The following is a 23,985-nucleotide window of genomic DNA, read 5'->3' on the forward strand; positions in this document are numbered from 1 at the left end:
CCGAACACAGCAGTTAAGCCCTAGAACGCCGGAAGTAGTTGGGGGTTGCCCCCTGTGAGATAAGGTAGTCGCTTAGCTTGATTCCGCCATAGCTCAGTTGGTAGTAGCGCATGACTGTTAATCATGATGTCGTAGGTTCGAGTCCTACTGGCGGAGTATAGAAAAAAAGAGATCAAGTAATTGATCTCTTTTCAGATTGAAGACAAAGTCCTTAGAACTTAATATTCTAAGGGCTTTTCTTTGTGTAAAGTCGTATAATAGAGATAAGAAGAATTGTGAGGTGTTCCCTATGTTTCACAAAGAAAAACCAGATTATAATCGCCGACAATATGGCTTCTATACGATAGACGAATTGGTCCCAGAAGATCACTTTCTTCGACAAGTGGATTCAGAGGTTGATTTTGATTTTATCTATGACTTGGTAGAAGACACCTATAGTCCAGATAATGGTCGTCCCAGTCTCGATCCTGTCATGCTAGTCAAAATTCCTTTGATTAAATGTTTCTATGGTATTCGCTCCATGCGCCAAACCATTAAAGACATTGAAGTAAACGTTGCCTATCGTTGGTTTCTTGGACTAACCTTAGATGACAAGATCCCTCATTTTACCACCTATGGAAAGAATTACAGCCGTCGTTTTCAAGATAGAGAACTGATTTCTGAGATATTTTCGCAAGTGCTCAATCAAGCTTTATGTGCTGGCTTAATTGATCCTTCTGAACTATTTGTGGATGGTACCCACATCAAAGCGGCAGCTAACAGTCACAAATATCGTAAGGAAATAGTTGACCAACAAGCTAAATTTATGAGTGAACAATTGGAAGTTGAGATTGATTTAGATAGGAGGAAACACGAAAAAAAGTCCTTAAAGCCCGTAAAAGAAAGCGAGGCTAAAGAAAAGAAAATCTCAACGACAGATCCTGAGAGTGGTTGGTTCCACAAGGGTGAACACAAGGAAGTATTTGCCTATTCTGCCCAAGTAGCTTGTGATAAGCATGGTTGGGCTGTGGCTTATACGGTTGAGGCAGGAAATGTGCATGATAGTCAGGCCTTTCCTGCTCTTTTTTCAAAGTTAGAACCCTTCTCCCCACACTATATTATTGCGGATTCAGGCTATAAGACCCCAGCTATTGCCCATTATTTATTAGAGCGAAATATCATCCCTGTCTTCCCTTATACTCGTCCAAAGGTAGTAAAGGGGAACTTAAGACCCAATGATTTTGTTTATGATACTTTCTATGACTGTTACCTCTGTCCAGAGAATCAAGTGTTAAGCTATCGCACGACGACTCGAGAAGGTTATCGTGAGTATAAGAGTAATCACAAAGTATGTGCTTCTTGTCCCCTATTATCCGTTTGTACCCAGAGTCAAAACCACCAAAAAGTAATCACGAGACATGTATGGAAAGATGATCTTGAATTTTGTGAAGAGATTCGCCACCAAAGAGGGATGAAGGAGCTTTATAAGAAGCGCAAAGAAACAATTGAGCGACTCTTTGGGACTGCAAAGGAATATCATAACTTGAGATACACTAGAGAAAAAGGGAAGTCCAAAATGGAGGATAAGGTTGGGCTTACTTTGGCATGTTTAAATATCAAAAAATTGGTGAAATGGATAGCGAATATCCCTTTTTATTTTGCCCTAAATCAGATTTTTGGATGGAAATACCGGATGATAAAGTAAATAGTTTCGAAAATACAAAAAGACAAACGCCAAAAATGACGTTTGTCTTCGTTCTGAAAAGAGATCAAGTAATTGATCTCTTTTTTTACTTTTCATTTTAATGTTAATTAAAGCTCCGTTTAGTTAACGGAGCTTTTCTCTATTTAGTTATTTGGGAAAAATGCTTGATATAAGGCTTTAATTGCTTTTTCTTCTTGATCTTTACTTACAACGAACATAATGGAAACTTCACTAGAACCTTGAGAGATCATTTGAATATTCACTTCATTTTCTGATAGTGCTTTGGCTGCAGTGGCAGTAACCCCTACCTGACTCTTCATTTTCTCACCAACAATCATAATGATGGAAAGATCATGTTCAATTTCGGCTGTGTCAACTTCGAGCTTTTGCGTTAATTGTTTTAAAATTTCTTGTTCTTTGATTGGAGTCAGTTCACGTGAACGCAAAATGATGGACAAGTCATCGATTCCTGTTGGCATATGTTCCCAACTGATATTGAGATCTTCTAAAATTTGAAGGACTTTTCGACCAAAACCGACTTCGCGGTTCATAAGGTATTTTGTAGTGTTAATACTAACGAATCCTGAATCACCTGCAATCCCTACAACAGTCACATGATCATTTGAATGTTCCAAAACAATGCGGGTTCCAGGGTGGTCTGGATTATTAGTATTTTTAATGACTAATGGAATTTTACCTCTGTATGCTGGAACGAGTGCTTCATCATGCAATACTGAAAAACCAGCGTAGGCCAATTCACGCATTTCTTTGTAGGTTAATTCAGGAATAGAATGTGGGTGTTTAATAATACCTGGATGTGCTGCAAAGATACCATTTACGTCTGTAAAGTTTTCGTATAAGTCTGCTTTTACACCTGCTGCAATGATCGATCCTGTAATGTCAGATCCACCACGAGAAAATGTACAAATGTCACCATCTTGAGTAACACCAAAGAAACCTGGAATGACAATCACTTCACTTGAGTCTTTTAGTTCTTCAATTTTATCGTAACTAGATGGTAATATACGAGCGTTGGAAGGTTCTGCAGTGACTGTAATTCCTGCCTCTTTTGGATGGATGTATCTTGCTTCTAATCCATTTTGATTGAAATAAGCAGCAATGAGTTTAGCATTGTTATTTTCGCCTGCTGCTAGGAATGCATCGTATGTGAATGGATTCCCTTTTTTAGGTAAATTTGTTAAATCATAGATATCTTCAGCAATTTCTTGAATAATGGAATCTTTGAGACCCAATTCTTCTGTAATGGCACGATAACGTTCAATAATCCACTGTTGTGTTTGTGTGACATCCTTATCTGAAGTAAATTCTTTATAATAGCGGATCAGTGCATCTGTTACTTTTGTATCTTCAGCGTTGCGTTTGCCTGGAGCTGATACAACTACAAATCTTCTTTCTGGATCATCTTTAATGATATTAAGTACTTTTTTTAATTGAGAAGCTGATGCTAGAGAACTTCCACCGAATTTAGTTACTTTCATATTTTCTCCTTAATAGTTTCATTAATACATTATACCAAAGTTCAGTTATTGATACAATGTATTTACAGATAGGGCATAAAATAATTGATTCTGTAGAAGAGAGAAATTGTAATTATTCAAATTTTACAATTTTGTTACATCTTATAGATATATTTTACTATTTTACTTTTTTGTGGTATGATATGTTATAATTCAAAAGTTTTAATATCAAAATATTTTATATTTAAATAAAAGGAGTCAGTGATGTTTGAAACAATTTTGTATTCTGTCGAAAACGACCTCGCGACAATCTCTTTAAATCGTCCTGAAGTATCCAATGGTTTTAACATTCCAATGTGTCAGGAAATTTTAGCTGCCCTGGAAGATGCAGAAAAAAATGAGGAAGTAAAATTCATTATTCTATCAGCAGAAGGGAAAATCTTTTCAGTTGGTGGAGATTTGAGCGAAATGAAACGCGCAGTCGATGCGGATGACATCGAGTCTCTTGTTTTAATTGCCGAATTAGTTAATACGATTTCAAAGAAAATCAAGCAATTGCCAAAACCGGTTATTATGGTGGCAGATGGAGCGGTTGCTGGAGCAGCTGCTAACATTTCAGTAGCTGTTGATTTTTGTATTATTAGTGATCGGACTAAATTTATCCAAGCCTTTGTTGGGGTTGGTTTAGCACCGGATGCGGGTGGCTTATTCTTGTTAGGAAAAGCCATTGGCATGTCTCGGGCTACTCATTTAGTAATGACGGGTGAAGCCTTGACTGCTGAAAAGGCATTTGATTATGGCCTAGCTTATCGTGTTTGTGAATCTGAAAGACTCGATAAAACAGTTGAGCAATTGCTTAAAAAATTAAGAAGAGGATCTTCAAATTCTTATGCTGCCATGAAAGAAATGGTTTGGGAAGCATTCTTGAAAGAATGGGACCAATATGCGGGTCTTGAATTGGATTTGCAAAAGAAACTAGCATTTACAGAAGATTTCAAGGAAGGGGTTATTGCCTACTCTGAGAAACGTCGGCCACAATTTAAAGGAAAATAAATTTGTAATTTTTCTATATTTTGTGAAAAAATGCTTGCAAATTATTTTCATTTTTGATAAAATTTGACTATCAAAGTAAAATTAGGAGGTGGAGTTTTGAATTACCAATTAGTTAACGACTATTTAACATCCATCTTTAATAATGTTTTGGTTATTGAGGAGTCGAGTCTAAGAGCAAGTCGATTCAAAGATGTTTCTATTAAAGAAATGCATACGATCGATGTGATTGGTTCGACACCGAATGCAACCCCGAGTGATATTTCACGGGAGTTGATGGTGACTTTGGGGACTGTCACGACAAGTTTGAATAATCTTGAGCGCAAAGGGTATATCGAAAGAAGAAGATCGGAAGTTGATCGCCGGGTTGTACACTTGAGTTTAACGAAGAACGGTCGTCTACTTTATCGTCTTCATCAGCAATTCCATAAACGGATGGTCAACCAGATTATTGGAGATATGAGTCCCGAAGAGAAGAAAGTGATGCAAAAAGGATTGCAAAATCTGTATCGTTTCTTGGAGGAAATTAAATAATGGTCTTTGCTAAAATTAGTCAAGTTGCTCATTATGCACCTGACCAAGTCGTATCAAATGATGATTTGGCTGAGATCATGGATACAAGTGATGAATGGATCAGTAGTCGGACAGGTATCCTTCGGCGTCACATTTCAAAAGATGAGACGACAAGTGATCTAGCAACAATTGTTGCACAAAGATTATTAGCAAAAGCAAACTTAGATGCTGAGGAAATTGATTTCATCGTTGTTGCTACGATTACTCCAGACAGCTTAATGCCATCAACTGCAGCCCGGGTACAAGCTAATATTGGAGCTTCTCGAGCTTTTGCCTTTGATCTGACTGCAGCATGTAGCGGATTTGTATTTGCATTAGCCACTGCTGAAAAATACATTTCTTCAGGTATGTACCGGCGAGGAATTGTGATCGGTAGTGAGACGCTTTCAAAAGTATTAGACTGGTCAGACCGTTCCACTTCAGTCCTTTTTGGAGATGGAGCTGGTGGTGTCTTGCTTGAAGCAAGCGATCAAAAATCGTTTTTGGCTGAGAATCTTTTTACAGATGGTAGCCGAGGTGCTAGTCTTGAGTCTTGCTATTTGGGGCTGTCTTCCCCTTATTCAGATGAAGTTTCCGATCGAAGATATCTGACAATGGATGGACGGGCAGTTTTTGATTTTGCCATTCGTGATGTCACGAAAAGTATTCAAAAAATTATAGCAGACGCCTCTATGGAAGCAGAAGAGATTGACTATTTTCTGTTACACCAGGCGAATGACCGAATGTTAGATAAGATGTCAAAAAAACTGGGTGTCTCTAGAGAGAAAATCCCAGCAAATATGATGGAATATGGGAACACTAGTGCTGCTAGTATCCCCATTCTATTATCGGAGTGTGTCGAGAATCATCGAATCAAGATGGATGGAAGTCAAAAAATTCTTCTGACAGGATTCGGTGGAGGTTTGACATGGGGCACACTTCTTGTTACAATCTAGTTAAACATGTGGAAACACATTTTAAAAATTTATATATTATTTTTAAGGAGGCCTGTCATGGCAGTATTTGAAAAAGTACAAGAAATTATCGTTGAAGAACTTGGTAAAGAACCATCAGAAGTAACTCTTGAATCTACATTCGAAGATTTAGAAGCTGATTCATTGGATTTGTTCCAAGTGATCTCTGAAATCGAAGATGCTTTTGATATTCAAATCGAAACTGAAGAAGGATTATCTACAGTTGGTGATCTTGTCGCTTACGTAGAAGAAAAAACAAAATAATGATAGATGAGAGTATCGAAAGATATTCTCTCTTGTTTAGGTAATAGTTTGAGGCTCAAAGAAACAATCTTTTAAACTCAAACTATTACTTAAGCGAAAAAAGAGGTAGGTATAATGCAAACACGAATTACTGAACTATTGAATATTAAATATCCAATCTTCCAAGGTGGGATGGCATGGGTCGCTGATGGTGATTTGGCTGGAGCCGTTTCAAATGCTGGTGGACTCGGAATTATTGGTGGTGGTAATGCCCCTAAAGAAGTGGTAAAAGCTAATATTGATAGAGTAAAACAAATCACTGACAAACCATTCGGTGTTAATATCATGCTTTTGTCACCATTTGCAGATGACATCGTCGACCTCGTTATCGAAGAGGGTGTTAAAGTTGTTACAACAGGTGCCGGAAATCCAGGTAAATATATGGAGCGTTTCCACGAAGCTGGAATTACAGTAATCCCAGTTATTCCATCGGTAGCACTTGCTAAACGTATGGAAAAACTTGGAGCGGATGCTGTTGTCGCAGAAGGTATGGAAGCTGGTGGTCACATCGGTAAATTGACAACTATGGCTCTTGTTCGCCAGGTTGCGGATGCGGTATCTATCCCAGTTATTGGTGCTGGTGGTGTTGCTGATGGACGTGGTATGGCTGCTGTTCTTATGCTTGGAGCAGAAGCTGTTCAGGTTGGTACGCGTTTCGCTGTTGCTAAGGAATCTAATGCACACCAAAATTTCAAAGATAAGATTTTGAAGGCTAAAGATATTGATACTGTTATTTCAGCCTCAGTTGTTGGACACCCTGTTCGTGCGATTAAGAATAAATTGGCTACAGAGTATAACCAAGCTGAAAAAGATTTCTTGGCTGGTAAGAAGACTCAAGAGGAAATTGAAGAGCTTGGTGCAGGTGCCCTTCGTAACGCTGTTGTTGATGGAGATGTGGAATATGGTTCAGTTATGGCTGGACAAATTGCAGGTCTTGTTCGTAAAGAAGAAACATGTGCAGAAATCTTGGAAGACCTTTACACAGGTGCTGCCAAGGTGATTAAAGAAGAAGCTGCTCGTTGGGCAGATGTAAACGTCTAAAAACGTCGAAAGGATTAGGATAGTGACAAAACGTGCGTTCTTATTTGCTGGTCAAGGGGCTCAGAAATTGGGCATGGCGAGCGATTTGTATGCGACTTATCCCGTTGTCAAAGAGACATTTGATACGGCTAGTCGTATTCTAGGCTATGATTTGCGTGAATTGATTGATTCTAACGAAGAAAAACTGAATCAGACACGCTATACTCAACCAGCTATTTTGACAACGTCAGTAGCCATTTATCGTCTCTTAGTAGAAAATGGTATCACTCCTGATATTGTTGCCGGTCTCTCTTTGGGGGAATATTCTGCCCTGGTTGCGGCTGGAGCTCTTTCGTTTGAAGATGCAGTAGCTTTGGTTGCGAAACGAGGTGAATTCATGGAAACGGCAGCTCCCGCTGGAAGTGGGAAAATGGTTGCTGTTATGAATACAGATCCAAGTTTGATCGAGGAGATTTGTCAACAAGCATCCGAAAAGGGTGTAGTAACACCAGCTAACTACAATACGCCAGCACAAATTGTGATTGGTGGTGAGGTTGCGGCTGTGGACTATGCTGTGGAACTATTGCAGGAAGCAGGTGCCAAACGCTTGATCCCTTTGAATGTGTCAGGTCCATTCCACACAGCCTTACTGGAATCTGCTAGTCAAAAATTGGCGGCTGAACTAGAAAAAGTATCATTTAATGATTTTGATCTTCCTTTAGTTGGGAATACAGAAGCTACGATCATGAAGTCAGAAGATGTGAAAGCACTTTTGGCCCGTCAGGTGATGGAACCTGTACGTTTTTATGATTCGATTGCCACTATCCAAGAATTTGGTGTAGATGAAGTGATTGAGATTGGTCCAGGAAAAGTCTTGTCAGGTTTCTTGAAGAAAATTGATAAAACCCTTCCAACTCATAACGTCGAAGATCAGGCTAGTCTAGATGCACTTCTGAATGCTTAAAACGAGGTAAAGATGGAACTTAAAAATAAAAATGTTTTTGTAACTGGTTCAACACGCGGAATTGGATTGGCTGTGGCTCATAAATTTGCGAGTCTCGGTGCCAATGTTGTCCTAAATGGACGTTCTGAAATTTCTGAGGACTTGCTTGCACAGTTTGCTGACTATGGTGTGACTGTTGTTGGTATTTCTGGGGATATTTCTAATGGCGAAGATGCGCAACGTATGGTGGCTAAAGCAATTGAAAAGCTTGGAAGTGTTGATGTTTTGGTCAATAACGCTGGGATCACAAACGACAAGTTGATGTTGAAAATGACTGAAGAAGATTTTGAACGGGTCTTGAAAATCAACTTGACAGGTGCCTTTAATATGACTCAAGCTGTCTTAAAACCGATGTCTAAAGCTCGTCAAGGGGCCATTATCAACATGTCCTCTGTTGTTGGTCTAATGGGGAATATCGGTCAAGCTAACTATGCGGCTTCAAAAGCTGGTTTGATTGGTTTCACTAAATCAGTAGCGCGTGAAGTTGCGGCTCGTGGCGTTCGTGTGAATGCCATTGCACCTGGTTTCATTGAATCAGATATGACTGATGCTATTCCAGAGAAAATGAAAGATGCCATGCTAGCTCAAGTGCCAATGAAACGAATTGGTCAAGCTGAAGAAGTGGCAGAAGTTGCGGCTTTCTTGGCAGGTCAAGAATATTTAACTGGTCAAACAATTGCCATTGATGGCGGCATGACTATGCAATAATGAATGCTCACTGATCGAAAATCACTTACTTAAATATCCATCCGACAAAAGGAGAATATATATGTCTACAAATCGTGTTGTTGTTACAGGTTACGGTGTAACCTCACCAATCGGAAATACACCAGAGGAGTTCTGGAATAGCCTTCATGAAGGAAAAATTGGAATCAAGCCCATTACGAAATTTGATGCTTCTGAAATTCCAGTCTTTAATGCTGGTGAAATTCAAGATTTCCCATTCGATAAATATTTTGTGAAAAAAGATCAAAATCGTATGGATACTTACTCATTGTATGCAATCTATGCTGCGATGGAAGCTATTGAAAATTCAGGCTTGAATATGGAAGAAGAAGACCGCGATCGTGTAGGTGTGATTGTCTCATCTGGTATCGGTGGTTTGCAAGAATTGGAAGATCAAATTATCCGGATGCATGAACGTGGGATGAAGAGAATCCAACCAATGTTTATTCCAAAAGCTCTTTCAAACATGGGTGCTGGAAATATCGCACTTAAGATTGGGGCTCAAGGGGTATGTAAATCCGTGACAACAGCTTGTGCTTCTGCCAATGATGCAATTGGTGAAGCTTTCCGTGAAATTAAATTTGGTATGCATGATGTTGTTTTGGCAGGTGGTGCTGAAGCTTCGATTACTAAGATTGGTATCGGTGGTTTCAATGCCCTTACGGCCCTTTCAACAACGGAAGACCCAGAACGTTCATCTATTCCATTTGACAAAGACCGCAATGGTTTTGTGATGGGGGAAGGTGCAGGGGTTCTTGTCATCGAAAGTTTGGAACATGCCCAAAAACGTGGTGCTAATATTTTAGCTGAAATTGTTGGTTACGGTTCAAACTGTGATGCCTACCACATGACAACACCAACACCAGATGGTTCAGGTGCGGCTAAAGCGATTAAATTAGCGATCAATGAAGCTGGTATCAAACCTGAAGATGTCGATTATGTCAATGCGCATGGTACCTCTACACCTGCCAATGAGAAAGGTGAAAGCGGAGCTATTGTTTCTGTACTTGGTAAAGAAGTTCCTGTATCATCTACTAAATCATTTACAGGACACTTGTTAGGTGCTGCTGGTGCAGTTGAAGCGATTGCTACTATCGAAGCGATTCGTCACAGCTTTGTACCAAAAACTGCTGGTACTAAAGAATTGTCTGACTATATCGAAGCAAACGTTGTTTATGGTGAAGGTCAAGAAGCAGATATTCAGTACGCTATCTCAAATACCTTTGGTTTTGGAGGACACAATGCTGTTCTGGCCTTTAAACGTTGGGAGGGTTAATTCATGAATATTTCTGAAATCAAAGATTTGTTGGCTCAATTTGATGCTTCAACTTTGCGTGAATTCTCATATAAAAATAATGGCGAAGAATTGAATTTGAGTAAAAACCAAACGAGTTCAGTTGCGGCTACAGCGGTTGCTCCTGCAGTTGAAGTGGTAGCAACTCCTCAAACTCCTGTAGTAGCCCCTGTTGTTGAAGCCCCAGCAACTCCAGCTGTAGCGGCTGAACCAGTTGCTGCTCCAGCTCAGGCTGCAGAAGGTGATGTGGTTGAAAGTCCATTGGTTGGGGTGGCTTACTTGTCGCCAGCACCGGATAAATCAGCCTTTGTATCTGTAGGAGACAAAGTTACTAAGGGTCAAACACTCTTGATTATCGAAGCCATGAAAGTGATGAATGAAGTCCCAGCACCTAAAGATGGGGTAGTCACTGAAATTTTGGTAACGAATGAAGAAATGGTTGAATTTGGAAAAGGATTGGTTCGAATCAAATGACAATTGATATTAATGCTATTCGTGAGGCTTTGCCGCATCGTTACCCAATGCTTTTGGTGGATCGCGTATTGGAAACAAGCGAAGATACGATTGTTGCCATTAAAAACGTGACAATTAATGAACCATTTTTTAATGGACATTTTCCACAATATCCTGTTATGCCAGGTGTTCTCATCATGGAAGCTTTGGCACAAACAGCAGGTGTACTAGAGTTGTCAAAACCTGAAAATAAAGGAAAATTAGTCTTTTATGCAGGGATGGACAAGGTGAAGTTTAAAAAACAAGTCGTTCCAGGAGATCAACTGGTGATGACAGCTACTTTTGTCAAACGTCGTGGAACCATTGCTGTTGTTGAAGCGAAAGCAGAGGTAGACGGTAAGCTTGCAGCTTCAGGAACACTTACTTTTGCAATTGGAAATTAAGAAAGGCCTATCTATGTTTCGTAAGATCTTAATCGCCAATCGTGGTGAGATTGCAGTGCGCATTATTCGTGCGGCTCGTGAACTTGGCATCGAGACGGTTGCGGTGTATTCTACTGCTGATAAAGAAGCCTTGCATACCTTACTAGCGGATGAGGCAGTCTGTATTGGCCCTGCTAAATCAACAGAATCTTATTTGAATATGAGTGCTGTCTTGTCTGCAGCTGTTCTAACAGGAGCAGAAGCTATCCACCCTGGTTTTGGATTTTTAAGTGAAAACTCAAAATTTGCGACCATGTGTGAGGAAGTGGGCATTAAATTTATTGGTCCTTCTGCTAAAGTCATGGATTTGATGGGGGATAAGATTAATGCTCGTAAACAGATGATCAAAGCAGGAATACCTGTTATTCCTGGATCAGATGGTGAAGTGTATACTGCTGAAGAAGCCCTCGAGATTGCAGAGCGTATTGGTTACCCTGTGATGTTGAAAGCATCTGCAGGAGGCGGTGGTAAAGGAATTCGGAAGGTTGAAAAACCAGAAGATTTGGTTGCTGCTTTTGAATCTGCTTCCTCAGAAGCTCAAGCTGCTTTTGGAAATGGTGCCATGTATATGGAACGGGTGATTTATCCGGCACGCCACATTGAAGTACAGATTTTAGCGGATCAGCATGGACATGTTATTCACTTAGGTGAACGCGATTGTTCTCTTCAACGAAATAACCAAAAAGTTCTAGAAGAATCCCCTTCGATTGCTATTGGAAAAACGCTTCGTGATCGGATTGGTTCTGCAGCTGTTCGTGCAGCTGAATCAGTTGGGTACGAGAATGCTGGAACGATTGAATTCTTGTATGATGAAGGCAAGGGTGAGTTCTACTTTATGGAAATGAATACCCGTGTCCAAGTAGAGCATCCTGTCACGGAATTTGTAACAGGAGTTGATATCGTTAAGGAACAGATTAAAATCGCAGCTGGCCAAGAATTATCCGTTACTCAAGAGGATATTGTCATTAAAGGCCATGCGATTGAATGCCGGATCAATGCGGAAAATCCTTCCTTCAACTTTGCACCTAGCCCTGGTAAGATCACTAATCTCTATCTTCCAAGTGGTGGGGTTGGCTTGCGTGTGGATTCTGCTGTGTATCCTGGGTATACGATTCCACCATACTATGATAGTATGATTGCCAAGATCATTGTCCATGGGGAAAATCGCTTTGATGCACTGATGAAAATGCAGCGTGCTCTTTATGAGTTGGAAATCGATGGTGTCACCACCAATAGCAGTTTCCAGTTGGATTTGATTTCAGATTCACATGTGATCGCTGGTGATTATGACACTGCATTTTTGATGGAACAATTCCTTCCAAATTATAATAAGGAATGATGAAAAAGCCTGGACTTGTGAGGGAAGTATGAACATCATCTTCACAGTTTCAGGCTTTTATAGTAATGCTTCAGATACTGTAGCATATTATAAGGAGTAAGTAATGGCATTATTTTCTAAAAAAGATAAATATATTCGGATCAATCCGAATAGGTCAGCCTGGAAGGAGCCTCAGCCAAAACCTGAAGTTCCTGATGAACTATTTTCACAATGCCCAGGTTGTAAACATACCATTTACCAAAAGGATTTAGGTAGTGAACGAGTATGCCCGAATTGTGGCTATACCTTCCGTATTTCTGCTAAAGAACGCTTGGCGTTGACAGTGGATCCAGCTAGCTTTGAAGAAATGTTTACAGGAATCGAAACGACAGATCCTTTGAATTTCCCAAATTATAAGAAGAAATTAGCAGCAGTGCGGGAAATGACAGGACTGGATGAAGCTGTCCTGACTGGAGCTGCCTTGATTAAAGGGCAAAAAGTTGCGCTTGGGATCATGGATTCCAACTTTATCATGGCTTCAATGGGTTCTGTAGTAGGCGAAAAAATTACTCGTTTATTTGAATTTGCGACAAAAGAAAAATTGCCAGTTGTTCTTTTTACCGCTTCCGGTGGTGCTCGGATGCAAGAAGGAATCGTGAGTTTGATGCAAATGGCAAAAATTTCTGCGGCTGTTCAACGTCATTCTAAAGAAAAATTATTCTATTTGACGGTATTGACAGATCCGACAACCGGTGGGGTAACGGCTTCATTTGCTATGGAAGGTGATATTATCATGGCAGAGAGTCAAGCCTTGGTTGGGTTTGCCGGTCGGCGCGTGATTGAATCAACTGTGCGTGAAAAATTGCCAGATGATTTCCAAAAAGCAGAATTTCTACAAGAACATGGATTTGTTGACTTGATCGTGGAGAGAAGTCAAATCCGAGCGACAGTTGGACAATTATTAGCCCTTCATGGAGGTAAACATGAGTAAAATAACACAGATTATTAAAGAAGCACGTGACCAAGGAAGATTGACTGCGCTTGATTTTGCTCAAGGAATTTTTGATGATTTTATCGAATTACATGGAGATCGAAACTTCCGTGATGATGGTGCGGTGATTGGTGGGATTGGACGCTTAGGCGATCAAACGGTTACAGTCGTTGGAATCCAAAAAGGAAAAAATCTTCAAGATAATCTAAAACGTAATTTTGGGCAACCCCATCCAGAAGGCTATCGAAAAGCTTTGCGCCTCATGAAGCAAGCGGAGAAATTTGGTCGTCCAGTTGTGACCTTTATCAATACAGCGGGTGCTTATCCTGGTGTTGGTGCTGAAGAACGAGGACAAGGTGAAGCCATTGCCCGTAACCTCATGGAAATGAGTGATCTAAAAGTTCCAATTATCGCGATTATCATCGGAGAAGGTGGCTCTGGTGGTGCCTTGGCTCTTGCTGTGGCAGATAAGGTCTGGATGCTTGAGAACTCCATCTATGCAGTCTTGAGTCCAGAAGGTTTTGCCTCTATTCTTTGGAAAGATGGAAGTCGTGCTATGGAAGCAGCAGAGTTGATGAAGATTACTTCTCACGAATTGTTAAATATGGAAATTGTCGATAAGGTGATTCCCGAGCATGGATTTTCAAATGGAGAACTACTGGCTCAAGTGAAGAAGGAATTACAGGAAGAGTTAAAGGTTTTACAAGCTTTACCTCTCGAAGAGCTTCTGGAGCAACGCTACCAACGTTTTCGTAAATATTAAAAAACTGAGCTTGCAATTTGCAAGACTCAGTTTTTTTAAACTTTATTTTGGTGCGATGACTTCTGCGCCACCCATGTATGGGCGAAGGACTTCTGGAATGGTCACAGAACCGTCTTCGTTTTGGTAGTTTTCAAGAATAGCAGCGACGGTACGTCCGACAGCTAACCCTGAACCGTTCAAAGTGTGAAGGAGTTTTACCTTGCCATCTGCTTCATCACGGTAGCGGATTTGCGCACGGCGAGCTTGGAAATCTTCTGTATTAGAACAGCTTGAGATTTCACGGTAGGTGTTTTGCGCTGGAATCCATACTTCCAAGTCATAAGTCTTGGCAGCTGAGAAGCCCATGTCTCCCGTTGAGAGAGCTACCACACGGTATGGAAGGTTCAGTTTTTGAAGGATATTTTCAGCATTGACAACCATTTTTTCCAATTCATCATATGATTCTTCTGGTTTAGCAAATTTCACCATTTCAACCTTATGGAATTGGTGCAAACGGATCAATCCACGAGTATCACGACCAGCTGAACCAGCTTCTGAACGGAATGATGGACTCATAGCGGTGAAGTAGATTGGAAGGTCTTTTCCATCAAGAATTTCATCGCGGTAGTAGTTCGTCAAAGGAACTTCAGCAGTTGGAATGAGGACATAATTGGTATCGCTAAGTTCAAAAGTATCTTCCTTGAATTTTGGATACTGACCAGTACCAAACATAGAATCATGGTTGACCATGTAAGGAGGGATGACTTCAGTGTAGCCTTCCTTGCCATGTTCGTCCAACATGAAGTTGTAGATAGCGCGTTCTAAGCGAGCCCCAAGTCCTTTGTAGAAGAGGAAACGAGCACCAGTGACTTTAGCCCCGCGTTCCCAGTCAAGGATATCAAGGTCTTCACCTAAATCCCAGTGAGCTTTTGGTTCAAAGCCAAATTCGCGCGGTGTTCCCCAACGACGAACCTCAACATTGTCATCCTCATCTGCTCCAACAGGGACACTATCAGCAGGGATATTTGGAAGGGTAGTAGTGAATTCAGTTAATTTGGCATCGATTTCAGCCAATTCTGTATCCAATGCTTTGACTTCTGCAGAGAGGGTTTGCATGGCAGCAATCTTATCATCTGCATTTTCCTTGTTGCGCTTTGCTTGTGCGATTTCAGCAGATACGGTGTTGCGCTCTGCTTTGAGATTTTCTACTTTGACTAAGATGTCTCGACGTTTGGCATCGATTTCTTTCATTTCATTCAAAATAGCCGCATCTACTCCACGTGTTGCCAATTTTTTAGCAACCGCATCAAAGTCTGTACGAATTCGTTTAATATCTAACATAGCTTCTCCTTTAACAAAAAACACACCTGTCAGAGTGTTGGAGTGGCAGAGCCACGGTTCCATCCAACTTCACAGGTGTGCACTTGATTCGATATTGTATTTTAAAGAAACGGTAGAATTTCAATTAAGATTTCTATCTGCTCGCAGCATCCGCAGACTTTCTGAAAGAACCTCTTAACTTACTTATCCGTTTGCGTCTATTATACAAGAAAAGATCCTATTTTGCAAATAGATTTTTAATTTTAGCCGTGATGATTTGGATCAACGTAGGAAGTTTGACAATTTTATCATTTCCTAGATGTTCCCGAGCAATCTTTAAAATTTTTCCAGAGTCTTTTGAAGCAAAGAGAAATTTTGATTCTCTGGTATAGATTTCAAAATGGCGGCTAATTTTACGTCCGGATACATTGGCTCCGATTCGCTCGATTTCTTGCCAGGGAATTTGGATGTAGTCTTCAACATTAGCATCCGCATAAAATTCAAAAGCGGCATTCCCAACTAGGATTTTTCCAACCTTTCCCCCCACTCCAAGGTAAGAAACCCCTGTAGTATGGAATTCAACGGTTTTATTCAATGATTGAGCCATGAGATCCTCCTGTATTGCTGTTCACTCCATTATATCATAATAAAAAGAAGGCCGAAACCTTCTTTTTAGTTGATCTTTGCTTACATCAAGCCAGCAACGTGTGCTAATACACCGATTACAAAGAGAGCGATGATGATAGTGATTGGAGATACTTTTTTCTTCAACAACCACATACAAGCAAAAGTAAGAAGCAATCCCATCAAACCAGGAATCAATGAATCCAAGTTTTGTTGGAAAGTTGTAACTTTTTCAGGTGTTTGAGATAGGCCTGAACCAACTTGAGCGAAGGCTTCTTGGATACCCTTGTATCCTTCAGGAAGTTTATCCCAGTGGATATAAGCTTTGTCGTCTAATTTGACAGAAGAAACATTAAAGATGAATTTAATAGATACCCAACGTTCTACCAAGACAGCAAGGATGAACATCCCGAGGATAGAAGCTCCTTTGGTGATGTCTTGCAAGATCCCACCAGACATATCTTTGGTAATTTCAGAACCTGCTTTATAGCCAAGTTCTTGCGTATACCACAAGAAGGCCATACGAATCGCATTCCATGCGATAAAGAAGATGAGTGGGCCAAGGATGTTACCAGACGCAGCAAGTGATGCACCAAGAGCCCCAAGAATTGGACGTACTGTAAACCAGAATACTGGATCTCCGATACCCGCCAAAGGACCCATCATACCAATTTTAACCCCTTGGATAGCAGCATCGTCAATCGCAGCACCGTTTGCTCTTTCTTCTTCAAGAGCAAGTGTTACCCCGATGATAGGAGCGGCAACGTATGGGTGAGTGTTGAAGAATTCCATGTGACGTTCAAGAGCAGCCGCTTGGTCTTCTTTCTTCGTGTAGAGTTTTTTGATAGCTGGGATCAATGAGTAAGCCCAACCCAAGTTTTGCATCCGTTCATAGTTCCAAGAACCTTGCAAGAAGGTTGAACGCCACCAAACTTTTTGACGATCTGATTTAGATAATTGTAATTTTTCAGTCATGATAGTGTCACACCTTTCTTAATAGTCTTCGAGAATGTCGCCAATTGGATCGTTAGAAGTAGCGGCTCCGCCACCTCCATTGCCACCTTTCTTAGAAAGAGTGAGGTAGATCAAGGCAAGGGCAACACCAATTGCTCCAAGAGCAATCAAGGTCAATTGGCTAACGGCAGCAAGGGCAAAACCGATGGCAAAGAATGGCCATACTTCACGACTCGCCATCATGTTGATAACCATGGCATAACCAACGGCTACAACCATACCACCACCGATTTGCATTCCATCAGAGAGCCATTTTGGCATTTGTTCAAGAGCAGTTTTGACAGTTTCAGCAGGAATCATCAACAAGAGGGCTGCAGGAATGGCGATACGAAGACCTTGAAGAAGAAGGGCCACAAAGTGAGCGCGTTCTACACCTTTGATATCCCCTTTTCTAGCAGCAGCGTCGGCAGTGTGAACCAAACCAACGGAAAGGGTACGGACGATCATGGTCAAGAAAAGACCAGCAACTGCAAGTGGAATAGCGACACTTTGAGCGACAACGATTCCTTTTGTACTGAAGTCTCCCCCAAGTACCATGATGATGGCAGCAGCGACAGATGCAAGGGCAGCATCGGGTGCAACTGCGGCACCAATGTTTGCCCAGCCAAGTGCAATAAATTGAAGTGAACCACCAAGCATAATGCCAGCAGTCAAATTACCTGTTACCAAACCGATTAAGGTACAAGCAACAAGGGGTTGGTGGAATTGGAATTGGTCAAGGATACCTTCAAGACCTGCTAAGAAGGCAACAACGACCACTAATACCATAGAAATAATAGACATGTGTAAAATCCTTTCGTAAGTAATCGATTATTGAACGTTAGCTTTGTTAATTAAGTCAAACAAATCTTTCTTAGAGTCATTTGGTACTTTACGGACGTCAAATTCAACTCCAAGATCACGCATTTTTTCAAATGTAGCCACGTCATCTTTATCCATTGACAACACATTGTTCACCATGGTTTTACCAGTTGAGTGGGCCATTGAACCAACGTTCAAGGTTTTAATCGGAACACCACCTTCAATGGCGCGAAGAGCATCTTGAGGTGTTTCAAATAAGATCAAAGCATGGGTATTTCCAAAACGTGGATCTTTTGCAACGTCGATCAATTTTTGAATTGGGACAACGTTTGCTTTCACACCATTTGGTGCCGCTTGTTTGATCAATTCCTTACGGAGTTCATCTTTGGCAACAGAATCTGAAGCAACAATGATCCGATCGGCTTTTGAATCAGGTGTCCAAGCAGTTGCGACTTGTCCATGAAGAAGACGTGTATCTAAGCGGGCAAGGTTAATCTTGAGTTTTCCATCTCCGATAACTGTTCCTTCTGGAATAGCAGCTTGGGCTACAGGAGCAGCAGCGGCTGTACTAGCTTCTTCAACAGGATTCAATTCTTCTGGAAGGGCTTTGACACCGTCTTTTGCTTCCTTGATGATGTTTGCAGCGACTTGATCAACGCCGGCATTTGCATCCATCAAACGTTCTGTATAAGCTTGAATCAACATCGGAAGGTTCAATCCTGTGATGATCGCAAATTTACGATCTGGATTTTCTCCCATGACGCGACTTGCTTGGTTAAATGGAGAACCACTCCAAAGGTCAGCCAAAACCAAGACTTCATCTTCTGCATCAAATGCGGCAACAGCTGCATTAAATTTAGCATAGAGATCATCCGGGCCTTCACTTGGCATGAACGTAACCACTTGAACTTTCTCTTGATCCCCAAAGATCATCGAGCCGGATTGGTGGATTCCAGCTGCAAATTCACCGTGGCTAGCAATAATGATACCAATACTCATTATTGACATTCCTCCTTATAAAATTTGTTTGACTTTCAGTTTAAGAAAACTTTAAGCTACTTTATTATAAATCGTTTTCACACTTAAGTCAATTTTTCTGTCAAAATCTCGATGTAAAAGCATTAATTTATTATATTAAATCATCGTTAGATAGAAAAAGAATGCTCTTGAATGAATTTTGTTTATTACTTGTTGATGCTTAAAAAATCAATAATAGATATGTTTTATAGGATTTTGTTCTCAATGAAAAGTTTCCGAGAATCAAACGATATTCTCGAAAACAAAAATAAATATATAACAAATTGTATATGAGAGTGATTGAGAGCACTCAAAAAGACTAGCCCAGTTGGGCTAGTCCTGTAGGTTCAGTTGTTTAGTTTGTAAAGTCAAGTACCATACGTCCTTGAATGGTTCCGGCTTCCATTTCGTCAAAGACTTTGACAGCATCTTCTACTGGACGTTTTTGAACGACAGGGACTACCAAGCCTTCTGCACCAAATTGGAAGGCTTCTTCCAAGTCTTTACGAGTTCCTACAAGAGAACCAATGACTTGGATACCATCTAATACAGTTTTCACAATGCTGAGGTCCATCATTTCAGAAGGAAGACCAACTGCAACCACGCGGCCGCCTGCACGAACAGAATCTACTGCTTGGTTGAAAGCTACTTTAGAAACAGCTGTTACGACAGCAGAGTGAGCTCCACCATTTGTTTTTTCTTTAATCAATCCTGGGACATCTTCAACTTCGCGACCGTTGATGACAAAGTCTGCACCAACTTCTTTCGCCAATTCTAGTTTATCATTGTTGATATCGACAGCGATGACATGTGCGTTGAAGACTTTCTTAGCATATTGAACAGCCAAGTTTCCTAGTCCACCAGCTCCATAGATAACAATCCATTGTCCTGGTTCAGCTTTGGCTTCTTTGATGGCTTTATAAGTGGTAACACCTGCACACGTAATAGAAGATGCTTGGGCTGGATCTAATCCTTCAGGTACTTTCACTGCGTAATCTGCAGTAACGATACATTGTTCAGCCATCCCTCCATCAACAGAGTAACCAGCATTTTTTACAGTACGGCAAAGAGTTTCACGACCAGTTGTACAGTATTCACAAGTTCCACATCCTTCGAAGAACCATGCGACACTGACACGATCCCCAACTTTTAGGCTCTTGACATCTGGAGCAACTTCTTTAACAATACCGATTCCTTCGTGTCCAAGAACACGTCCTGGAACTTTACCAAAGTCTCCGTGAGCAACGTGCAAGTCAGTGTGGCAGACACCACAGTATTCGATTTGAACAAGAGCTTCCCCTGTTTCAAGTGGACGCATGTCTTTGTTTGCAACGATTTCAACACCAGTACCTTCTGGATTTACAACAACAGCTTTCATTTTGTTCCTCCTTAAGTGAACGAGAAGCGGTTTAAAATTTTTGAAAGCGCTTCTTTAATAACTATGTTAATAATATCACAAACCAGATGACGAGGCAATGAAAAAAATGGAAAAAAGGGGCGGTATTGATTAACCGATTAAGGATTTGGCGCAGAAAAAGACATGAGGGGATAACTCATGTCTGTTAGTTTTATAAGAATAATTGAATGAGTTGGCGCGCGACACCATCTTCATTATTCGTGAAATCAGTGATGGAGTCTGCATAGGGGAGAAGGATGGAGCTGGCATTTTTCATGGCGTATCCATAACCAGCAAGAGCTAGCATCTCAGTATCATTGTGCTCATCTCCAAAGGCAATCAAATCCTTCTGATCCATATTGAGTTTATCCAGAAGGTAGGTTAGAGCGGATGCTTTGGTCACATTTTTTGGATTGCATTCCAAAATATTTAAGGGACCACCCCAAGTATTGATAGACAGATTGTAGTCATAATGCCGATTCATTTCATCTGCCAGAGCATATTTGTCTTCCGCTTTCGTTTGAAAGAGGATACAGTTTGGGTCGCTCGTTACCCGCTCGGGATTGAATTGATTTTCTGGTTGGAAAGATTCAATACCGAATAATTTAGGGTCTGCAACGTGCTCATTTGGATCGGTAATAAAGAATTTATTGCGGTATTCGCCTGCTATAAAGTCCGCTTGGATGGTATCCCGGTTAGCGACCATATCTAGCAGGTATTTTTTATCTAAAGTCAAACATTGTTCATCCCCCCATTTTTTCTCAGGTAGATGCGTAAGGGAGCCGTTAAAATTGATCATCGGAGTATCTAGCTCTAGTTGTTTGTAATAGGTATGTGCCATACGGTAGGGGCGGCCTGTTGTAATAATGACTTTATGGCCAAGAGCACTAATTTTTTTTATCGTATCAATGGTAAAGTCGCTCAATTTGCTTTCGGAATTTAAGAGAGTGCCGTCTAGATCTAGAGCGATCATCTTTTTATGCATATTTCAGTTCCTTTCGAGAAGAATGAGACCATTATATCAGAAAAATCGGAAAAGCGCTCAAAAATCGAGAAGAGAAGTAGGATTTCTTGAAAGGCGAAAGATCTTTTGGTAAAATAGAAATAACGTTCGCAAATTGATTGGGAGCGAGAATGATGAAAAAGGAGTTTATTCTGAAATGGATAAGTTTTTTAAACTTTCAGAACATGGAACCACTGTTCGAACAGAGGTTCTTGCTGGTTTGACAACCTTTTTTGCGATGAGTTATATCCTCTTCGTAAACCCTCAAATGTTGTCACAAACAGGTATGCCAGCTCAAGGAGTCTTCCTTGCAACGATTATTGGATCCGTTGTCGGAACCTTGATGATGGCTTTTTATGCCAATTTACCTTATGCACAAGCACCTGGGATGGGCTTGAATGCCTTCTTTACCTTTACCGTTGTATTTGGTATGGGCTACTCATGGCAGGAAGCTTTGGGAATGGTCTTCATTTGTGGTGTGATCTCATTGATTATCACATTGACAAATGTTCGGAAGATGATCATCGAATCGATTCCGACCGCTCTTCGCTCTGCTATTTCAGCTGGGATCGGGATTTTCTTGGCCTATGTTGGAATTAAGAATGCGGGATTTTTGAAATTCACGATTGACCCTCATACCTATACAGTGGTTGGAGAAGGAGCAGATAAGGCGAATGCAACGATCTCAGCCAATGCATCTGCTGTTCCTGGATTGGTTGATTTTAACAATCCGGCTGTCCTCTTGGCTCTTGTTGGTCTTGCGATTACTATTTTCTTTGTTGTCAAAGGGATTAAGGGAGGGATTATCCTTTCTATCTTAGCAACGACTGTGCTTGGAATTCTCATCCATGTGGTTGATATCACTAAAATCGACTTTGCAAGTAATCATCTAGGAGCTGCCTTTAATGATTTAGGCAAGATCTTTGGTCAAGCTTTAGGATCGAAAGGATTGGGTTCTTTGATTTCCAATATGTCTCGTTTGCCTGAGACCTTAATGGCCATCTTAGCCTTCTCCTTGACTGATATTTTTGATACAATCGGAACTTTAATCGGTACGGGTGAAAAAGTTGGGATTGTTGCGACAAATGGGGAAAACCATCAATCAGCGAAATTAGATAAGGCCCTCTATTCAGACCTTGTAGCGACTTCAGTCGGAGCTATTGCAGGAACTTCAAACGTAACGACGTATGTTGAATCTGCAGCTGGTATTGGAGCTGGTGGACGCACTGGTTTGACAGCCTTGGTTGTAGCGATCTGTTTTGCTATTTCAAGTCTCTTTAGTCCTTTGTTGGCGATTGTACCGACCGCTGCTACAGCCCCAATTTTGATTGTTGTTGGGATCATGATGTTGAGTGGCTTGAAAAATATCCATTGGGAAGATATGTCAGAAGCAGTTCCTGCTTTCTTCACCTCTATCTTTATGGGCTTCAGCTACTCGATTACACAAGGGATCGCTGCTGGATTTATCACCTATAGCTTGGTGAAAGTGGTTAAAGGACAAGCCAAAGAAGTGCACAGCATGATTTGGATCCTAGATGTTCTCTTTATTTTAAACTACGTTAGCATGGCCTTGAATTAAGTATCAGAAAAGTGCCAAAAAGGAATGGGAGTTGTCTCCCATTCCTTTTTAGATGGATTGAGGGAATGAATGGGAGAATTTCCTGTTTTCTTTGATTCCTTTTTCTCAAAAACAAACCGGAGTCGAACAATTTCTAAAAGAAAGAGCAGATTTTTAAAAAGTTTGGTATAATAGAGAAATGATTAGTCATAATGAAACGGAGCTGATCGCTCTAGGAAAACAGCTAGGAAAACTCTTAGAAAAGCAAGACGTGATTATCTTATCAGGTGATCTAGGAGCAGGAAAAACGACCTTTACCAAAGGAATTGCAAAGGGGTTAGGGATTGATCAGATGATTAAAAGCCCGACCTATACCATTGTTCGTGAATACGAAGGCCGCTTGCCTTTATACCATTTGGATGTTTACCGGATTGGGAATGATCCAGATTCTATTGATTTAGATGATTTCCTATTTGGAGATGGTGCTACCATTATTGAATGGGGAGAGCTGATTGAGCCGAGTCTCTCGGATGCTTATCTAAAAATTTTTATCCGAAAATTAGAAGATGGTCGAGAGTTAGCTTTTGAAGCTCATGGAGCGCGTGCAGAAGCTTTACTGGCATCCTTTGAGCAGGTGGAAAAAACCGATGACTAAGGAAAAGGAAGTGACAGTAGAAATTCGGCAAGCTGAAAGTGCAGACGCGGCTCTTGTCGTTGATTTCTTAAATCAAGTTGGGAAAGAGTCAGATTACATGACGCTAGATGAAGCTGGAATTGGCATGTCTCCAGCAGACATGGAGCAATTTCTAATGGTGCAAGAAATGGCGGAAAATCGGATTTGCCTCTTGCTATTTCTAGATCAGGAACTGGCAGCTTTGTTAAATATCACTGCAGCTTCTCAACGGTCTGTTCGGCATATTGGTGATGTCTTTATTGTGGTTCGAAAAACTTATTGGAATCAAGGACTTGGACAGATCTTGTTGGAAGAAGGAATTGAGTGGGCGCACTCGACGGGTGTTCTTAGGAAACTAGTCTTGAATGTCCAAGTGCGCAATGAACGAGCAGTTCACCTGTATAAAAAGTTAGGTTTTGAGATCGAAGGTTGTCAAGCTCGTGGAGCTTGTTCAGCTGAAGGAGAATTCTTAGATGTTTACCTTATGGGGAAACTGATAGATTAGAGAG

General features: G+C 40.8%; 25 protein-coding genes and 1 tRNA gene. 18 read left to right on the forward strand and 8 right to left on the reverse strand.

The features are described from left to right. Positions 1-82: 82 nt before the first annotated feature. Together I2E70_RS08220 and I2E70_RS08225 are read left to right on the forward strand one after the other, a co-directional pair. Positions 83-156 (forward strand) — tRNA-Asn (locus I2E70_RS08220). 133 nt (positions 157-289) lie between these two features. Continuing rightward, positions 290-1,684, forward strand: coding sequence for an IS1182 family transposase (locus tag I2E70_RS08225; RefSeq protein ID WP_195424411.1), 1,395 nt, complete (start codon positions 290-292; stop codon positions 1,682-1,684). Positions 1,685-1,827: 143 nt separating this feature from the next. Here the strand turns inward: I2E70_RS08225 and I2E70_RS08230 are convergent, their stop codons facing one another. Then, the gene (locus I2E70_RS08230; protein WP_021154497.1) at positions 1,828-3,183 is read right to left on the reverse strand and encodes an aspartate kinase; all 1,356 of its coding nucleotides are present in this window, start codon (positions 3,181-3,183) and stop codon (positions 1,828-1,830) included. Between the two features lie 240 nt (positions 3,184-3,423). Here I2E70_RS08230 and I2E70_RS08235 point away from each other — a divergent pair, with 240 nt between their 5' ends. From I2E70_RS08235 to I2E70_RS08295, 13 genes are all read left to right on the forward strand, one after another. Further along, positions 3,424-4,215 carry an enoyl-CoA hydratase gene (locus tag I2E70_RS08235; RefSeq protein ID WP_061591167.1) on the forward strand — a complete coding sequence of 264 codons (792 nt, stop codon included), beginning with the start codon at positions 3,424-3,426 and terminating at the stop codon, positions 4,213-4,215. A gap of 96 nt (positions 4,216-4,311) precedes the next feature. Further along, positions 4,312-4,746, forward strand: a complete 435-nt coding sequence (locus I2E70_RS08240; protein WP_003003993.1) for a MarR family winged helix-turn-helix transcriptional regulator — start codon at positions 4,312-4,314, stop codon at positions 4,744-4,746. Then, complete coding sequence (locus I2E70_RS08245) at positions 4,746-5,720, forward strand: beta-ketoacyl-ACP synthase III (protein ID WP_049490993.1); 975 nt, start codon at positions 4,746-4,748, stop codon at positions 5,718-5,720. Before I2E70_RS08240 ends, I2E70_RS08245 begins: the two co-directional genes overlap by 1 nt. Positions 5,721-5,777: 57 nt before the next feature. Then, complete coding sequence (locus I2E70_RS08250; protein ID WP_003003892.1) at positions 5,778-6,002, forward strand: acyl carrier protein; 225 nt, start codon at positions 5,778-5,780, stop codon at positions 6,000-6,002. Between the two features lie 114 nt (positions 6,003-6,116). Further along, positions 6,117-7,082: an enoyl-[acyl-carrier-protein] reductase FabK gene (gene fabK, locus I2E70_RS08255; protein ID WP_037608323.1), complete on the forward strand. Its 966-nt coding sequence runs from the start codon at positions 6,117-6,119 to the stop codon at positions 7,080-7,082. A gap of 22 nt (positions 7,083-7,104) precedes the next feature. After that, positions 7,105-8,025, forward strand: coding sequence for an ACP S-malonyltransferase (gene fabD, locus I2E70_RS08260; protein ID WP_061591168.1), 921 nt, complete (start codon positions 7,105-7,107; stop codon positions 8,023-8,025). Positions 8,026-8,037: 12 nt separating this feature from the next. Continuing rightward, a complete protein-coding gene (gene fabG, locus I2E70_RS08265; RefSeq protein WP_061591169.1) occupies positions 8,038-8,772 on the forward strand; it encodes a 3-oxoacyl-[acyl-carrier-protein] reductase in 735 nt (244 codons plus the stop codon). A 61-nt stretch (positions 8,773-8,833) separates the two neighbouring features. Beyond that, on the forward strand, positions 8,834-10,066 hold the full coding sequence (gene fabF, locus I2E70_RS08270; protein WP_003010454.1) for a beta-ketoacyl-ACP synthase II: 1,233 nt from the start codon (positions 8,834-8,836) through the stop codon (positions 10,064-10,066). 3 nt (positions 10,067-10,069) lie between these two features. Beyond that, positions 10,070-10,558: an acetyl-CoA carboxylase biotin carboxyl carrier protein gene (gene accB, locus I2E70_RS08275; RefSeq protein WP_155173163.1), complete on the forward strand. Its 489-nt coding sequence runs from the start codon at positions 10,070-10,072 to the stop codon at positions 10,556-10,558. Further along, complete coding sequence (gene fabZ / locus I2E70_RS08280) at positions 10,555-10,980, forward strand: 3-hydroxyacyl-ACP dehydratase FabZ (RefSeq protein WP_003004019.1); 426 nt, start codon at positions 10,555-10,557, stop codon at positions 10,978-10,980. Before accB ends, fabZ begins: the two co-directional genes overlap by 4 nt. A gap of 13 nt (positions 10,981-10,993) precedes the next feature. Next, positions 10,994-12,358 carry an acetyl-CoA carboxylase biotin carboxylase subunit gene (locus tag I2E70_RS08285; RefSeq protein WP_195424414.1) on the forward strand — a complete coding sequence of 455 codons (1,365 nt, stop codon included), beginning with the start codon at positions 10,994-10,996 and terminating at the stop codon, positions 12,356-12,358. Positions 12,359-12,461: 103 nt separating this feature from the next. Further along, positions 12,462-13,328 carry an acetyl-CoA carboxylase, carboxyltransferase subunit beta gene (gene accD, locus I2E70_RS08290; protein WP_045760242.1) on the forward strand — a complete coding sequence of 289 codons (867 nt, stop codon included), beginning with the start codon at positions 12,462-12,464 and terminating at the stop codon, positions 13,326-13,328. Further along, positions 13,321-14,091 (forward strand): acetyl-CoA carboxylase carboxyl transferase subunit alpha, encoded by a 771-nt coding sequence (locus I2E70_RS08295; RefSeq protein WP_021154504.1) that lies wholly within the window; start codon positions 13,321-13,323, stop codon positions 14,089-14,091. The genes accD and I2E70_RS08295 overlap by 8 nt, the downstream gene beginning before the upstream one ends. Positions 14,092-14,133: 42 nt before the next feature. Here the strand turns inward: I2E70_RS08295 and serS are convergent, their stop codons facing one another. From serS to I2E70_RS08330, 7 genes are all read right to left on the reverse strand, one after another. Further along, positions 14,134-15,411: a serine--tRNA ligase gene (serS, locus tag I2E70_RS08300; protein WP_003018473.1), complete on the reverse strand. Its 1,278-nt coding sequence runs from the start codon at positions 15,409-15,411 to the stop codon at positions 14,134-14,136. A 217-nt stretch (positions 15,412-15,628) separates the two neighbouring features. Beyond that, on the reverse strand, positions 15,629-15,997 hold the full coding sequence (locus I2E70_RS08305; RefSeq protein ID WP_023920226.1) for a DUF956 family protein: 369 nt from the start codon (positions 15,995-15,997) through the stop codon (positions 15,629-15,631). Between the two features lie 80 nt (positions 15,998-16,077). Next, entirely contained in the window at positions 16,078-16,989 is a 912-nt protein-coding gene (locus tag I2E70_RS08310) for a PTS system mannose/fructose/sorbose family transporter subunit IID (RefSeq protein ID WP_003010435.1), read from the reverse strand. 18 nt (positions 16,990-17,007) lie between these two features. Then, positions 17,008-17,811, reverse strand: a complete 804-nt coding sequence (locus tag I2E70_RS08315; protein WP_003018496.1) for a PTS mannose/fructose/sorbose transporter subunit IIC — start codon at positions 17,809-17,811, stop codon at positions 17,008-17,010. Between the two features lie 27 nt (positions 17,812-17,838). Next, positions 17,839-18,828: a PTS sugar transporter subunit IIB gene (locus tag I2E70_RS08320; RefSeq protein ID WP_003010431.1), complete on the reverse strand. Its 990-nt coding sequence runs from the start codon at positions 18,826-18,828 to the stop codon at positions 17,839-17,841. 373 nt (positions 18,829-19,201) lie between these two features. Continuing rightward, complete coding sequence (gene adhP / locus I2E70_RS08325; protein ID WP_003003874.1) at positions 19,202-20,224, reverse strand: alcohol dehydrogenase AdhP; 1,023 nt, start codon at positions 20,222-20,224, stop codon at positions 19,202-19,204. A gap of 190 nt (positions 20,225-20,414) precedes the next feature. Beyond that, complete coding sequence (locus I2E70_RS08330) at positions 20,415-21,227, reverse strand: Cof-type HAD-IIB family hydrolase (RefSeq protein WP_070586275.1); 813 nt, start codon at positions 21,225-21,227, stop codon at positions 20,415-20,417. A 175-nt stretch (positions 21,228-21,402) separates the two neighbouring features. On the opposite strand from I2E70_RS08330, the gene I2E70_RS08335 reads away from it, so the two are divergent. The 3 genes from I2E70_RS08335 to I2E70_RS08345 all read left to right on the forward strand — a co-directional run bounded on the left by I2E70_RS08335 (position 21,403) and on the right by I2E70_RS08345 (position 23,981). Then, on the forward strand, positions 21,403-22,824 hold the full coding sequence (locus I2E70_RS08335; RefSeq protein WP_070594436.1) for an NCS2 family permease: 1,422 nt from the start codon (positions 21,403-21,405) through the stop codon (positions 22,822-22,824). 178 nt (positions 22,825-23,002) lie between these two features. Beyond that, the gene (gene tsaE, locus I2E70_RS08340; protein WP_031575203.1) at positions 23,003-23,458 is read left to right on the forward strand and encodes a tRNA (adenosine(37)-N6)-threonylcarbamoyltransferase complex ATPase subunit type 1 TsaE; all 456 of its coding nucleotides are present in this window, start codon (positions 23,003-23,005) and stop codon (positions 23,456-23,458) included. Beyond that, positions 23,451-23,981 (forward strand): GNAT family N-acetyltransferase, encoded by a 531-nt coding sequence (locus I2E70_RS08345; protein ID WP_070594437.1) that lies wholly within the window; start codon positions 23,451-23,453, stop codon positions 23,979-23,981. Before tsaE ends, I2E70_RS08345 begins: the two co-directional genes overlap by 8 nt. The last annotated feature ends 4 nt before the right edge of the window (positions 23,982-23,985 follow it).

The organism is Streptococcus parasanguinis (assembly GCF_015556095.1).
In the GTDB taxonomy this organism is placed as follows: domain Bacteria; phylum Bacillota; class Bacilli; order Lactobacillales; family Streptococcaceae; genus Streptococcus; species Streptococcus parasanguinis_Q.